This is a genomic window from Deinococcus sp. (assembly GCF_018260405.1).
Taxonomy (GTDB): Bacteria; Deinococcota; Deinococci; order Deinococcales; family Deinococcaceae; genus Deinococcus.
The window spans coordinates 16,500-30,453 of record NZ_JAGLBG010000025.1; the positions used below are offsets into that span (position 1 = coordinate 16,500).

The following is a 13,954-nucleotide window of genomic DNA, read 5'->3' on the forward strand; positions in this document are numbered from 1 at the left end:
TCTTCCCCGGAAGTCTTGCAGGGGGGCTAGCTGGTCGCCCTGATGGTGACGGCTGGGCCGCCCGCGCAGTTCCCCGTTTCAGGCCGATCACTGGCAAAGCTACGCGGCACAGCAAGCCTGAGCGCTTCAGGGCTGCGGCGGAATGCGGAATCTTTATTACCGAAACACCACTATCGTTCACCGCTCTCCGGTAGACTGCTCTGTGTGACCGACCCGCGCACCGCCAACTTCCGTAACTTTTCGATTATTGCCCATGTGGATCACGGCAAATCGACACTTGCCGACCGCATTCTGGAGCAACTGGGCGCGATGGGCGAGCGCGACAAACGCGACCAGACCCTCGACACGCTGGAGCTGGAGCGCGAGCGCGGCATCACCATCAAGTCCACGCCAATTCGCCTGGATTATGTCCGCGAGAATGGCGAAAAATATGTCTTCAACCTGATCGATACGCCTGGACACGTGGATTTTAACTACGAGGTGTCGCGCTCGCTGGCCGCCTGCGAGGGGGTGCTGCTGCTGGTAGACGCCTCACAGGGGGTAGAGGCGCAGACCATCGTCAACGCCTACCTCGCCATTGACAGCAACCTGGAAATCGTACCGGTCATCAACAAGATTGACCTGCCCGCCGCCGATCCCGAAGGCGCGGCCAAGGAACTGGAAGAAGTCATCGGGATTCCCGCCGACAACGCCGTGTTCGCCTCGGGCAAGACTGGGCAGGGCGTCCCCGAAATTCTGGAAGCGATTGTGGAGTATGTTCCCGCCCCCACCGGCGACCCCGACGCGCCGCTCAAGGCCCTGATCTTCGACAGCTTTTTCGATGCCTACCAGGGCGTGATTCTGTTCGTGCGGGTGCTCGAAGGCAGCATGCAGGCCAAAGACGGCGTGCGCCTGATGAACGCGGGTAAGAACTTTGAGGTTGACAAGGTCGGCACCTTTACGCCCGGTCTGGTCGTGGGGGAAAGCCTCAGCGCGGGTGAGGTGGGCTGGGTGGCGGCGGGTATCAAAGACATCGCCGACGCGCAGGTGGGTGACACCCTCACTGGCAGCGAGGTGCAGACCGCCGAAGCCTTCCCCGGCTTCAAGCCCGCGCAGCCGGTGGTGTTCTCGGGGCTGTACCCTACCGACACTGAGGACTACCGCAAACTGCGCGAGGCGCTGGAAAAGCTGAAGCTCAACGACGCGGCCTTTTCCTTTGAACCCGAGACCTCCGAGGCGCTGGGCTTCGGCTTTCGCTGCGGCTTTTTAGGGCTACTGCACGCCGAGATTATTCAGGAGCGGCTGGAGCGTGAGTACGACCTCGACCTGATTGCCACCGCGCCCGCCGTGGTCTACCGCGTTACGCTGACCAACGGCGACGTATTCGAGACGCAGAACCCGGCCGAGTTCCCCACCCGCGACCGCATCACGCTGGTTGAGGAGCCGTATATCAAGCTGCATGTGATGCTGCCCGAGGACTACGTGGGGCCGGTGATGCAGCTGCTTCAGGAACGCCGGGGCACCATGGAAACCATGAACTATATCGGCAAGCGCGTGGAACTGATCTACGAGGTACCCTTCGCCGAGATTCTGTACGACTTTCATGACCGCCTCAAGTCGATTTCGCGCGGCTACGCCAGCATGGACTACGAGCAGTTGGGCTACCGCGAGGGCGACCTGCGTAAGGTAGACATTATGGTCAACAACGAGATCATCGATGCGCTGGCCGTAATCGTCCACGAGACCAAAACCTACTCGCTGGGCCGCAAAATCGTGGACAAGATGGCCGAGGTCATTCCACGCCAATTGTTCCCGGTGCCGGTGCAGGCCGTGATCGGCGCGAAGATCATCGCCCGCGCTACCGTCAAGGCGTACCGCAAAGACGTGCTCTCTAAGTGTTACGGCGGTGATATCAGCCGTAAGAAGAAGCTGCTGAACAAGCAGAAAAAAGGCCGCGCCCGCATGAAGCAGTTCGGCACGGTGGAAGTGCCACAAGAAGCGTTCCTGGCGGTGCTCAGTACCGACGAATAACACGGGTTTCGCGGTAAGGCGGTGCCTTTGTGGGCCAATCGGCCCCTGATAAAGGGGCCTGGTCGCTGTATTGGGCAAAATTGAGCGCAGTGCGTATGTTTCAGCGGTAGAGATCGCGGTAGTAAGGCGATTTCGGGTCAGCTTCAGCTCGCAGCTGCGCGTAAGGAATGGTTACGTCAAAGGTGCGGACGCTCCGGTTAAACTCGGGGTAGTTGTCGTTATAAATCGCCAGGCCGTGGCGGGTCAGCATCGTCTGCAGACCATCGGTTCCTTCAAAATCGGGCTTGTATTTGCGCGAATAGAGCTGAAGCAGGCGCTCGGGCGTCAGGCGCGGCCACAGATCACTAGGCTGGAACTTTTTGCCAGTCTGCTTGTCTACCGTGTAGGGCGTGAACATCGAAAAGGGATGCGCCCCGCCGCAGTAACCCTCGCCGCCTTCGATCAGACTCAGCAGGTGAGGCGTCTGAAATTGGGGCGCGGCCTGAAAGTCGAAATAAAACTCATCCTCCATGCCCAGCATCTGAGAGCGGCAGTCCAGCACATCGGCCGCGTACTTCAGTTGCCGATCTTGCAAAAAGGCATTCAGCGCAGCTGAAGCGTAAGCCGGACGTGGAAAGATGAGGCCCGAATAGGGCTCTTTCAGGCCGCCCGGCACCTTTTGCCACGGGCGGTTGAGCTTTAGGAAGGTCAGCGGGCTGTCGCGGCGCAGCTGAGCTACCCCCGCCGAGGCTGCAAGGCGCAGCGGGACGCCCGCCACATTCAGCGGAGCGAGGCTGACCGCAAGTTTCTTTCTGGCGTCGGGGGTCGTCCAATCGCCCTGAAGTCCCGCGCCCGCTTGACCGGCACCACTGCGGCCCAGTCTAAAGCAACCGGTAGCGAACTCACGGTTCGCCGCACGGTTGTAGGCCGACTCCTGCAAGATCAGCCGCTCGCCGTCGTGAAACGCAGTCAGGGGCAGATCCACGCCGTATGAACGGTAGAAATAGGCAGTCTGATCGGAAACACCGCGCTTGATCTGCAAGGTCACGGGCAACTTACCGATCGCGCCACTGTACACGCCGTCTTTGACCCACGCCGGATAGCCCTTTTCGCCGCCGCACGCCTGCAAGTTCTGCGCTCCGGCCAGCCCGGACAGGAATAGACCAGAGACCGTGTAAGCCACCAGTTTTAGTATCTGTCCGGAAAGTAGTGCTTGAAAATAGCCTTTCTTTGTTGATGACATGGTGTTCTTCCTCTCCCCTTGCGGGCTGAGTAGTGCCGAAATGTCTCTCATGATTGAGACACAGTGCAGTTCCGGCAACTGTGATCCCTTCACCCTTGCAGGGGCCTTAGTACAGCTCGCACCGCAAGAGGCTGAGTAGAAAATAATACGGACTGCCTTTCCCGGCGCCGTGAAATCCGAACTACCCATGACTTTCCGTAGCGTCTCTTGGCCCGTGCATAAGGCCAGGATAACGGACACGGGTGAGAGCGCAACTGCCTAAAATCAAAAAAGAAAAGCCAGAGCCTTACGCCCTGGCCTCCCCTGGCCAGCTCAGGCTTACTTGCGGTCTTTTAGATCGGTGTAGTGCTGGTCGGTCTGGCCGGTGTACTCGGCGTCGGGGCGCAGCAGGCGATTGTTCTGGCTGTACTCGATCACGCTGGCGCACCAGCCACTGATGCGGGCAAGCGCAAAAATGGGCGTGAAGTATTCCTTCTTGATGCCCAGGTCGCTGTAGACCGTGCCACTGTAGAAGTCCACGTTGGGGTAAATCCCCTTTGCGCCCATGCGGTCCACGATGATCTTCTCGATGGTTTCGAGGATCTGGTAGTAGTTGCTCTTGCCTTCCTTGTTGGCGACGTGCTCGGCGTAGTCGCGCAGCACACGCGAACGGGGGTCGAAATTCTTGTATACGCGGTGGCCCACACCCATGATCTTCTCTTTATGGTCGAGCTTCTGAATGATGTAGGCTTCGGCCTTCTCGGGCCTGCCGATCTCGTCGAGCATGTCCATCACGGCTTCGTTGGCCCCGCCGTGCAGCGGTCCTTTGAGTGCGCCGATAGCGCTGGTCATGCAGGAGTACATGTCGCTGAGCGTGCTGCTGGTCGCAATGGCCGTGAAGGTGCTGGCATTCATGCCGTGGTCGGCGTGTAGTACTAGGGCGATGTCGAACAGGCGCGACTGCTCGGCGGTCGGCTCCTTGCCGCTCAGCATGTACAAGAAGTTTCCGGCGTGGGTCAGGTCGGTGCGCGGAGCTACGATGTCCTGGCCTTCCTGGGTACGGTTCACGGCGGCGATGATGGTCGAGAACTGCGCGATCATGCGGACGCTGATGGTGCGGCGGGCTTCAGGAGTGATTTCCTCGGCCTGGGGGTCAAGCAGACCCAGGTACGATACGGCAGTTCGCAGCGCCTGCATGGGGTGAACACCCTTGGGCATGTCGCGGATAAGCTGCGCCAGCTGATCGGGAATAGCGCGGTTGGCCTTAAGCGCGGCGTCAAACTTCGCAAGTTCTTCGGCAGTTGGCAGTTCGCCGTCGAGCAGCGCCAGCGAAAGCTCCTCAAACGTGCTCTTTTCCGCCCATTCCTGAATCGGAATCCCCAGGTGGGTCAGAACGCCTTCCGTTCCGTTGATAAACGTCAGTTTGCTCTCGGTGAAGACAACGCCTTCCAGTCCTTTGGCAATAGTAGTCATGTTGTCTCAGGATACACCCCCACCCGGAAATGACTGGAAGCTGATGGACAGAAGTCCCCTTATCGGTGACATCACCGCTGCGCCTGTAGACCGGCTACTGCGGCCCGCACTTGCAGACCAACCCCCCCTAGACAGCCTGCCGCCACGCCGTGCGCCGTACAATGCCTGCCTGATGGCTGTGACTCTGGCGCTGGATACGGCAACCCCTTTTCTGACCCTGGCCCTTGCCTGGAATGCAGGCCAGCTGGAACACAGCCGCGAGGTGGGCCGCGCCCACGCCGAACTGCTGCCCGACGCCGTCCGCGCCCTGTTTGCCGAGGCCGGGCTACCCTTCAGCGCCGACCATATCGTCATCGGCACTGGGCCCGGCTCGTATACCGGGGTCCGGGTCGGGGCCAGTTACGCCCTCGGCCTGGGCCGCGTCTGGAATGCCCCGGTGAGCGGGGTCAGTACCCTGGAGGGCCTGGTGCGGGGGTCGGGGCGGCAAGCCGTTAGCCAGGACGCCCGCAAAGGCAACCACTACAGCGCGGTTTATGACGTGCAGGGCGGCACCGTCACTGCAACCATCCAGCCGGTCGGCAAACGCAGCGCCGAGGAACTCGTGACGCTGGCCACGGGGCTGCCGCATTACCAGGACACGGCTCCCAGCGGACTGGCGCTCCTTCGGGCGGGGCTGGCACACGGGCAGACCGACTGGCAACTGGCTTACCTGTAAGTACGAAGTGCCAAGTAAACCGGGCCTCTCGGATTCACTCCGAGCAGATACCAGTGGGAAAAGATACGGGTTTCGCGGTAAGAAGCTCCCGGTTACAGTTGCGCGTATCCGGGGGAAGGCGCCAGATGTGCTGGGCTTTAGCGGAGTTCCTATAGGCCCATAACAAAACCGCCCTCCCGATTTGGGAAGGCGGTCTGGGAAGACGGCAGGAGCAGAAAAAAGCTTATTCGCCCTGGGTTTCGGGAGCAGCTTCGGTCTGGGCACTCTCGGCAGCGGCGGCCTGAGCAGCGGCCTCGGCCTCGGCCGCCTGCTTGGCAGCCGCTTCATCGGCGGCCTTCTTCTCGTCAGCCGCTTTCTTGGCAACGGCGGCTTCGGCCTTGGTCACTTTGGCGGCTTCGGCGTCTTTCATTACGCGGCTGCGGTCAGACTTGATCCGGGCAGCCTTACCACGCAGGTCGCGCAGGTAGTACAGCTTGGCGCGGCGCACCTTACCGCGCTCCAGCACCGTCACGTTAGCCACCAGCGGACTGCTAAAGGGGAACACACGCTCGACGCCTTCACCGAAGGAAATCTTGCGGACGGTAAAGCTCTTGCGGCTGCCCGTACCGTTAATGGCGATAACCACGCCTTCAAACGCCTGGTTGCGAGTCCGGTTACCTTCGACCACCTTGGTTTCGACCCGGATGGTGTCGCCCGGACGGAACTCGGGGATGCCTTGTCTGATATGAGACTGTTCGACGGCGCGCAGGATGGCACCACGGTTGACTTTAATGACGCTTTGCATAACTTGCTCCTTTGGGCAGCGGACCACCCCAGACCTCGGCTTTGGCCGGGAGAGGCGTTCTTACTCCGATTACGATTTCTGCCTGCCGACCGGTTTCAGGACACAGTCATCCGGCAGTAAATCAAACCGGGAAAGTATAGCCGAATCTGCTTCTCAGAAGCAAGTGGCCCGCCGCCCTTGCTGCTGCCCCGAGCGCCCCACTGTCCCACTGCCCCGCCGGAGCCACTACACACCTCACGCCCCTCAGAAACCGGCCCGGAACAATGAACCCATGCGCCCGGTTCACCTGTTGCTTGCCCTTACGCTCGCGCCTTCGCTAGGTGCCTGTGCACCCACGCGGACTGCGGCTTCCATTCCCCACCACTCGGCCCAGGCTGCGGGAGGCCAGACTTCAGGAGGCCGGAGTTCAGCTGCCCAAACTTCAGCTGGCCAGAGAATGAAGGCCGCCTTCAGCGAACAAGGCGTGGCCTGGGTCGCAGATGGCCGGGCCTGCGTAGCGCGTAAACCCGACTATGCCCCGTTTTGCCCGCGTCTGGGCCGGGCCTCGGACGTGGCGTGGAATGGCGGCGACGCCTGGGCGGCCCTGCCGGGCGTGGGGCTGGTCATCACCCTCGACCGGGCGGCCCAGAGTGTCTATGCTGGGGCTGTTGTGGCCCTGAGTGCCCGGCACATTTACCGTGAGGACGGCAGCGCCCTGACCTACAGCGGTAGTCCAGCAGGCCAGATCGCGGGAACACCCACACGCGTGACCACGGGCGGCGACGGACAGGATTACGTGGTTCTGAACGGGGAACTGCGGCGTTTCAGCGATAACGCCCTGATTGACCCGGCTCCCCTACCGCACCTGCTCCCCACCAGCCTGGGCGTGCAGGGCGTCGGCGTGCCCACCGTGGTAACGGATAACGGCACCTACCGCCTCTCGGGTGCATATCTGGAGCGCCTGGACAACGGAGGGGCCGTGATCGCCAGGGTAGCCGACGACGCCCTGGAAGTCGGCGCGGTGGGTCAGGATATTCTGACCGTCAGTGCACTGGGAAAGCTCCGACACTTTTCGGGCAGCCTTCAGGAGTTCTAAGGAGCAAGCACACACGGCGCAGCCTGTAGCCAAGTCAAAAATAAGCGGCCAAGATGAGAATGTTTAATAACATTTAATCTCTGGGGGCACTGGTCTGTGGTGATCTCCATGTAGGCTAACAGAAGCCGCTACCACGCACGCTGAAGTGACCACACGCTCAGCTATAAGATTCAGACAGGACATTTTCTGCCAGAGCAATGGCCCTTTCGCCGCTCTGAGGCCCCCATATGGGTGTCAGAGTTCCGTAAGCTGCGGTATGGTTCCATAAGGTCTGACATGTGTTCTCGTCACTTTTGCTTACTTACTGTGCTTACAGGTGGATATGGCCCTGCTCCGTCCATGCTTGCCACTGCTGCACAGATGAGTGAATGCTAAAATCTGCTTGATTCTGGAGGGAGCATGAGCTTCATAAACCGTCTACTTAACCCACGACCGGCCGCCATTGGCGTCGAAATAGGCACCAGCGCCATCAAGGTCGTGGCTCTACGTGCTGGCTCGCCCCCATCTCTGCAACATGCAGTCATGATTCCCACGCCCATTGGCAGCATGCGGGACGGCCTGGTGGTCGAACCCCAGGCGGTCGCCACCGAGCTGAAGAATCTGTTGGCCGAACACCGCATCACCACCCGTTACGCCGTAACCGCCGTGCCAAATCAGTCTGCCGTGACCCGGAACATCATGGTTCCCAAGCTAAGCCGCAAGGATCTTCAGGAAGCCATCAAGTGGGAAGCCGAGCGGTACATCCCCTATCCCATCGACGAGGTCAGCCTGGATTTCGATGTACTGGACGACCCGGAAGAGATTCCGGACGACGGACAGATGGAAGTCGTGATCGCCGCTGCGCCACTTGAAGCCGTGGCCCGTCAAATCGAGGTGCTGCGTCTGGCTGGCCTGGAACCCACCATTATTGACCTCAAGAGCTTCGCTGCTCTGCGGGCGCTGCGCGGCAACCTTCTTGGCGAACACCTGACCAAGAGCACCCTGACTGGGCACAACTACACCGAAGGGGGTGAAGTCGCGCTGGTTATGGAAATCGGAGCCAGCAGCAGCGTGATCAATCTGGTGCGCGGTGACCGTGTCCTGATGACCCGTAACATCAACGTCAGCGCCGACGACTTTACCACTGCCCTGCAAAAATCGCTTGACCTCGACTTCACGGCGGCGGAAGACGTCAAACTCGGCTACGCGACGGCGACCACGCCCACCGAAGACGAGGAAGACCTGCTCAATTTCGATATGAGCCGTGAACAGTACAGCCCGGCCCGCGTGTTTGAAGTGGTGCGCCCGGTTCTCGGCGACCTGATTACTGAAATTCGCCGTTCGCTGGAGTTCTACCGGGTTCAGAGCGGTGATGTGGTCGTCGACCGCACCTTCTTGTCTGGTGGGGGCGCAAAACTGCGTGGCCTGCCTGCAGCGATCAGCGACGCACTCGGCTTCCGCGTGGAAGTCGCCAGCCCGTGGCTGACCGTACAGACGGATCAGGCCAGAGTCGATACGGGCTACCTGCAAACCAATGCCCCTGAATTTACCGTGCCACTGGGCCTCGCCCTCCGGGGGGTGACTGGCCGTGGTTGAAGTCAACCTCTTACCCGCGCAGTACCGTAAGCAGTCTCAGCCCAGCGTCTGGAAATACGCGACCTGGGCGCTCCTGCCAATCACGGCGGTGGCTCTCCTGATTCCGTGGCTCATGACCTCGACCAAAACCAGCGATCTTCAGCGGCAGATAGACGCCGTTCAGGGTGATATCGATACCCTGACGCCCGCGAAGCATGAATACGATACGCTGGTGGCTCATCAGCAGGACCTGAATCAGGTCACGGCCATTGCCAAAACGCTTAGAGATCAGAAAACCTACTGGTCAAATGATCTGGCGGCTTTCAGTGCCCAGGTGCCAGCGAATTCTGGCATAGGCCTGACCAAAATGGACATCACTTCCGTCAACGCAGACGCGCTCGCCAACATTCAGAAGAGCGGTATCTACCCCGGAAAGCTGGTTCGCCGCCAGATCTCACTGGAGGGCAATGCCACCAGCGAACAGGCCGTTATTACTTTCTTGAACGCTATGGAAAACAGCTCCAATTTTGGCGTGAGTTTTAAAGGTATGGAACGCCAGAGCAAAGATCAGCTCTACACCTTCAAGGCCGATGTAGGCGTTGTTGGCACGCCTTCGACAGCCGAGCAGTCAGGGGTCACCAGTAGCGCAGCAGCGCCCGCAGCAGCAAGTGCGCCCCAGACCAGTGCCCCGGCCATTTCACCTGCGGCCCGGTCTGCTGCGGCCTCGGGAGACTCAAATGTCAAGTAAACTGTCTCCTCAGTATCTGTTTGCCCTGGCTCTCGCGCTGTGCGTTGCGGTGATTGCCCTGTTTTTGACCTTGTATTTTCGGCCACGCCAGGACGCTCTCAATACTATGCGGACTGACCTGGCCACCAAACAGGCGATGGCCGACACTTACCGGGCAGCCGTCGCCAAGCTTCCAGCAATGAAAACCCAGGTGGCTCAACTGGAAGCTGACCGCGCTGCATTTGTGCGTGCATTGCCGGACAGTACGCAGTTCGGCCAGGTGGTCGCCCAGATTCGGACCAATGTCGCGGCAGCGAAAGCCGATATGCAGTCGCTGAATTTTGTACCGAGCAGTGTGGCGAATCTGCCAGCAGGAGTGAGGGCCACCGACATCAATATGTCTGTTTCGGGGCGCTTTGCCCAGCTCTTTCAGGTCTTACGCAGTCTCGAAACACAGAGCCGTTTCACCACGATCAACAACGTGAGCTTGGCTTTGCCCGCAGCAACCAGCCTGGACCCCAATATTGCAGGAACGTACATTGTGACGGTTTACACCTATGACCCAACCCTGGCGGCAGGCACTCTGCCAGCGGGGGCGGCAACTGGCACCGTCACTACGCCAGCGGCTCCTGGCGCGGCAGCTCCGGCTCCCGCAGCCCCTGCCGCAGCAGGAGGTATTCGATGACCCGCGCTCCTGTCACCCTGACACGCGAAACAAAACTGCTTCTGTCTGCTCTGGGGCTGCTCGCTGTGCTGGGCGGCTGGACGGTCTGGAACAGCTCGCACCAGACGCAGCAGATCACTTCGTCGGTTACCCCGCCAGCGCAAACGGCGACCAAGCCCGGCCAGGTCACCACAACGCCTCAAGGCAAGCCCGGCCAGACCGTGCCTGCTACGACAACGCCAGGCGACAACACAACGGGCACTGGCAATACTGGCACTGTCAATGTCGCTCCCAAGACGGCAGCGGGAAAAACCGACGTGGTGACGGCCCCGCCTTTCCCGGCAACTGCGCCGGACGGCAGCACGGCTGACCCGACGGTGGTCGTGGCTCCTCCTACTGGGATCAACCCCAACCAGCCACTTAACGGGCTCAATGGCCGTAATCCTTTCAAACCGCTCAAAGTCAACACCGAAAATCAGCCTCAGTCCACGGCTCCGGTCAATACCTCGGCCAGTACCGCACCGGCTCCGGTCACCATCAGCAGGCCCAGCAGCAGCGCGTCCCAAATCGACAGTGCACTGGCCAGCACCCCCGATTCGTCGGCGGGCGGCGCTCTGCCCATTCCGCGCATTCCGACCACCACGGCCACTGTTCCCAACCTGAAGAGTACCTCCACGCCAGACCGGGCCTCCAGCAATCCGGATACGGTCTCCGGCAGCAGTGTGAATTCAGGGGGAGCGCTGCCAATCCCGACCATTACCGGCGCAACTGAAGCGGCCACTGCCCAGAATCAGGGCCAGACGAAGGGACAGACTCAGGCGCAGCCTGCGGCACCGGCAGCAAGCCACGACGGTAGTGGACAGGCCCCGACCACCGTCAAGGTTCCTCCCATTGAGCGCGGCGCAGCGGTTACGGTGCCCAATACCGCCACCAACGGCGCTCAGGCCCTGCCATCGATGCCGAGCGCCCCGGCCACGCCGCCTGTGACTAGCCTAAACGTGCCTAGCGTTTCGCCCAACACGGGAACTGACGCTACAGCTCCAGGCAAGAGCAATGCGGCACAAAATGGCGTTGTAGCCACGGTGCCCAGCTCCACCAATCCTCAGGTGATGACCAAGCTCGGACAGAGCAGCCCGGCGGACACCAGCACCTCCAGCGCACCAAACGACACCATCGCTATCGATAGGGCAATCACTGAACACCAGCTGGTCTTCAATACCGCCGTTCTGGGCAAAGTCAAGACTGCCATCTTCCATTCCAATGAGGGATACGTCATCGTTACGGTCGGCCAGCCTATTCCCAATACCACTCTTATCCTTAAGGATTTGACCGCGACCACCGCGACACTCGCGTCCGGAACAACCACCAAGACCCTTCAACTCGACCAAAGGTGAACCATGAATAAACGACACGTTCTTCTTCTGACCGCCGTGCTCGGCATGGCTTCGGCCCACGCCCAGTTAGTCAAACCAACAGTGGCCACCCCAGCAAATAATGGCAGCGTCAAAAATGCACCAGCAGATCCGAATCTGACGTCTGAAACCATCTCTGTGAACTATGATACATATGTTGGACCTCTCTCCATACTATTGGCTGGGATCGCAAAGGGCGCAGGCTACGAGATTGTTTTCAACTTTAATGTTGATGCTTTGGCTTTGATTAACGGTGAGATTGTTAGATCGAGTGCCAAAGGCGCATCAGGTACCTCAAACGATATTCCCGGCTCTAATAAAGTCAGTTACGCAACTCCACTTGGAAAGCCTGCTGAACTACCAGCCAAGCCTATTACTTACAGTTTTGTAAAGACACCTTTTAATCAGGTCTGGCCTCTTTTAATGGATATTTATGACCTTCAGTACGAGATACTTAGTATTGGGAATTCAAAAGTTATAAGAATTAGTCAGCGCCCACAGCAACTAGCTATCGTCCTGGAAAACATAGGGGTTCAGAAAGCATTGCTGATGGCGACCGAGTACTTCGGTGAAGCAAAATACCAGACCACAGAAACGACAGATGCCCAAGGGAAAAAAACGCTCATCCAGATTAGAGATGGATATCAGCTGCCTGATAACATCAAGATCATACCTGATACGGTCAATAGAAGGCTAGTTTTCAGGGCATCTTCAGAGGATACACCTAGAATTAGAGCTTTCATCTCAACCATCGATATACCCCAAAACTCAAATCTTCCTTTGATGAATGAGGATTCTAGTACCTTTGTTTATAAAGTTAAGGGTTCAGCCGATGGAGTCGTCAAGCTACTACAGCAGCGGTATCCTAAATTGAAGGTAATTAATTACGATAACACGGGTAGCCTCATTATTGAGGGGCTTTCTTCGTCAATATCGGATGCCGTGAAAATGCTAAGCCAGCTTGACCAACCCAAAGCTGAATTGGACGCCCAGATTGTGCAGAAAGTGTTCCCACTCGTCAACGCCAGTGCCGAGGAACTCAAGGCCACCCTCGAAGGTACGCTCTCACGTGATATCGCGCAGCAGACGGCCAGCAATCTGGCCGCCAACGCCACCCTGCTCGATCCGGTGACCGGACAGCCCTACGCTGGCAAGTCAGTGGCCGATTCACCCATGAACCAGGCCAATACGGCGAGCGCTGCCGGAACCAGCACAGCCGCAGGCACCCCGGCCACAACGACCGGCGCAGCAGCCACAGCCCCTGGCGCCGCTGTCCTCGCCACACCAGCAGCCAACATCATCGCCGACAGGCGAACCAATACCCTGATCGTACGCGGTACCCAGGCCCAGGTGGCCCAGATCGCCGAACTGATCCCTCAGCTCGACAAGATCGTGCCCCAGATCAATGTGCAGGTCCGGATTCAGGAGATCACCGAATCGGCCCTCAAGTCCCTGGGAATCGACTGGAACGCCAAGATCGGCGGATTCAGTGTCTCGTTGGGCGGCAGCAACGGCCTGAGCGCTACCTTCGACCCGACCCGCACCCTGGTGGGCTTCAACGTCTTTCCGACCCTCAACGCGCTGGAGAACCAGAGCGTCTCCAAGAAGGTCTACGACGGCAGCATCACCATGCAGAGCGGTCAGCGGTCGCTGGGCAACGCCAGTGCGACGCAGAACGCCTCAAGCAGTGCAGCGGCCACCGTCAAGTCGGGGGGCAGACTCGACATCAACATCCCCAGCGCCGCCGCCAACGTCCCGGCTATCCAGAAGGTGGTCGATTACGGCGTCATCCTCGACTTCTTCGATCCTCAGGTTGCCCCGGACGGCACGATCACCCTGCGCGTTCACGGACAGGTCAATGATCTGGTCACCAATATCCCTGACAACGGAATCGGCGTCCCCAACATCCTTAAATTCACCAACAGTGAAGCTCAGAGCATCATTACTTTCAAGAGCGGGCAGACTGTTCTACTCAGCGGCCTGATGGGTTCCAATGCAACCAACCAGAACAACGGCGTGCCGTACCTATCTACCATTCCTGTAGTCGGCGGTTTGTTCGGTTCCCAGAGCAAGCGGTCCTCGGCGACCCAGCTGCTGGTTGTTGTCACCGGCACAGTCGTTCAGTAAAGCCAAACTCCCCTATACGACCTGCCCGCTTCTTGACCAGAACAGCACCCATGATGGGGACTGCCCACTTCCCAACTGCGGCGGAATGGAGAGCAGTCCGTATTGGCAGGTCAGGCGCTCCTTTCACGGGGCGCTTTTTTGTGGCTGGTTTGTTTGCTCATGCTCCCTGGACTGAGCGGCGCGGCGCGGTACAGTCAGCCTATGAGGTACTT

At 59.4% G+C, this 13,954-nt stretch carries 11 protein-coding genes; 8 read left to right on the plus strand and 3 right to left on the minus strand.

Going from position 1 to position 13,954, the window contains the following annotated elements:
* Positions 1-195 precede the first annotated feature (195 nt).
* On the plus strand, positions 196-2,010 hold the full coding sequence (lepA, locus tag QZ269_RS05020; protein WP_291424952.1) for a translation elongation factor 4: 1,815 nt from the start codon (positions 196-198) through the stop codon (positions 2,008-2,010).
* Positions 2,011-2,110: 100 nt separating this feature from the next.
* On the opposite strand, the gene QZ269_RS05025 is transcribed toward lepA, so the two are convergent.
* Both QZ269_RS05025 and QZ269_RS05030 read right to left on the minus strand, forming a co-directional pair.
* Positions 2,111-3,172, minus strand: coding sequence for a hypothetical protein (locus QZ269_RS05025; RefSeq protein WP_291424934.1), 1,062 nt, complete (start codon positions 3,170-3,172; stop codon positions 2,111-2,113).
* 378 nt (positions 3,173-3,550) lie between these two features.
* Positions 3,551-4,684: a citrate/2-methylcitrate synthase gene (locus QZ269_RS05030; RefSeq protein WP_291424936.1), complete on the minus strand. Its 1,134-nt coding sequence runs from the start codon at positions 4,682-4,684 to the stop codon at positions 3,551-3,553.
* Positions 4,685-4,856: 172 nt separating this feature from the next.
* On the opposite strand from QZ269_RS05030, the gene tsaB reads away from it, so the two are divergent.
* On the plus strand, positions 4,857-5,399 hold the full coding sequence (gene tsaB, locus QZ269_RS05035) for a tRNA (adenosine(37)-N6)-threonylcarbamoyltransferase complex dimerization subunit type 1 TsaB (RefSeq protein ID WP_291424938.1): 543 nt from the start codon (positions 4,857-4,859) through the stop codon (positions 5,397-5,399).
* Positions 5,400-5,622: 223 nt separating this feature from the next.
* Here tsaB and rplS read toward each other — a convergent pair whose 3' ends face one another.
* Positions 5,623-6,183 (minus strand): 50S ribosomal protein L19, encoded by a 561-nt coding sequence (gene rplS / locus QZ269_RS05040; RefSeq protein ID WP_291424940.1) that lies wholly within the window; start codon positions 6,181-6,183, stop codon positions 5,623-5,625.
* A gap of 436 nt (positions 6,184-6,619) precedes the next feature.
* Here rplS and QZ269_RS05045 point away from each other — a divergent pair, with 436 nt between their 5' ends.
* The 6 genes from QZ269_RS05045 (at position 6,620) to QZ269_RS05070 (ending at position 13,742) form a co-directional block, all read left to right on the plus strand.
* Positions 6,620-7,258: a hypothetical protein gene (locus tag QZ269_RS05045; protein WP_291424942.1), complete on the plus strand. Its 639-nt coding sequence runs from the start codon at positions 6,620-6,622 to the stop codon at positions 7,256-7,258.
* 399 nt (positions 7,259-7,657) lie between these two features.
* Positions 7,658-8,833 carry a type IV pilus assembly protein PilM gene (gene pilM / locus QZ269_RS05050; protein ID WP_291424944.1) on the plus strand — a complete coding sequence of 392 codons (1,176 nt, stop codon included), beginning with the start codon at positions 7,658-7,660 and terminating at the stop codon, positions 8,831-8,833.
* Positions 8,826-9,560 carry a fimbrial assembly protein gene (locus QZ269_RS05055; RefSeq protein WP_291424946.1) on the plus strand — a complete coding sequence of 245 codons (735 nt, stop codon included), beginning with the start codon at positions 8,826-8,828 and terminating at the stop codon, positions 9,558-9,560. Before pilM ends, QZ269_RS05055 begins: the two co-directional genes overlap by 8 nt.
* Positions 9,561-9,666: 106 nt before the next feature.
* Complete coding sequence (gene pilO / locus QZ269_RS05060) at positions 9,667-10,224, plus strand: type 4a pilus biogenesis protein PilO (RefSeq protein WP_291424948.1); 558 nt, start codon at positions 9,667-9,669, stop codon at positions 10,222-10,224.
* The gene (locus tag QZ269_RS05065; RefSeq protein ID WP_291424950.1) at positions 10,221-11,597 is read left to right on the plus strand and encodes a hypothetical protein; all 1,377 of its coding nucleotides are present in this window, start codon (positions 10,221-10,223) and stop codon (positions 11,595-11,597) included. The genes pilO and QZ269_RS05065 overlap by 4 nt, the downstream gene beginning before the upstream one ends.
* Positions 11,598-12,563: 966 nt before the next feature.
* The gene (locus QZ269_RS05070; RefSeq protein ID WP_291424954.1) at positions 12,564-13,742 is read left to right on the plus strand and encodes a type II secretion system protein GspD; all 1,179 of its coding nucleotides are present in this window, start codon (positions 12,564-12,566) and stop codon (positions 13,740-13,742) included.
* The last annotated feature ends 212 nt before the right edge of the window (positions 13,743-13,954 follow it).

Bases quoted from the DNA above. Each gene is read 5' to 3' on its own strand.
- QZ269_RS05030 (WP_291424936.1), bottom strand. From the start codon at position 4,684: ATGACTACTATTGCCAAAGGACTGGAAGGCGTTGTCTTCACCGAGAGC.
- tsaB (WP_291424938.1), top strand. From the start codon at position 4,857: ATGGCTGTGACTCTGGCGCTGGATACGGCAACCCCTTTTCTGACCCTG.
- rplS (WP_291424940.1), bottom strand. From the start codon at position 6,183: ATGCAAAGCGTCATTAAAGTCAACCGTGGTGCCATCCTGCGCGCCGTC.
- QZ269_RS05045 (WP_291424942.1), top strand. From the start codon at position 6,620: ATGAAGGCCGCCTTCAGCGAACAAGGCGTGGCCTGGGTCGCAGATGGC.
- pilM (WP_291424944.1), top strand. From the start codon at position 7,658: ATGAGCTTCATAAACCGTCTACTTAACCCACGACCGGCCGCCATTGGC.
- pilO (WP_291424948.1), top strand. From the start codon at position 9,667: ATGCGGACTGACCTGGCCACCAAACAGGCGATGGCCGACACTTACCGG.
- QZ269_RS05065 (WP_291424950.1), top strand. From the start codon at position 10,221: ATGACCCGCGCTCCTGTCACCCTGACACGCGAAACAAAACTGCTTCTG.
- QZ269_RS05070 (WP_291424954.1), top strand. From the start codon at position 12,564: ATGCTAAGCCAGCTTGACCAACCCAAAGCTGAATTGGACGCCCAGATT.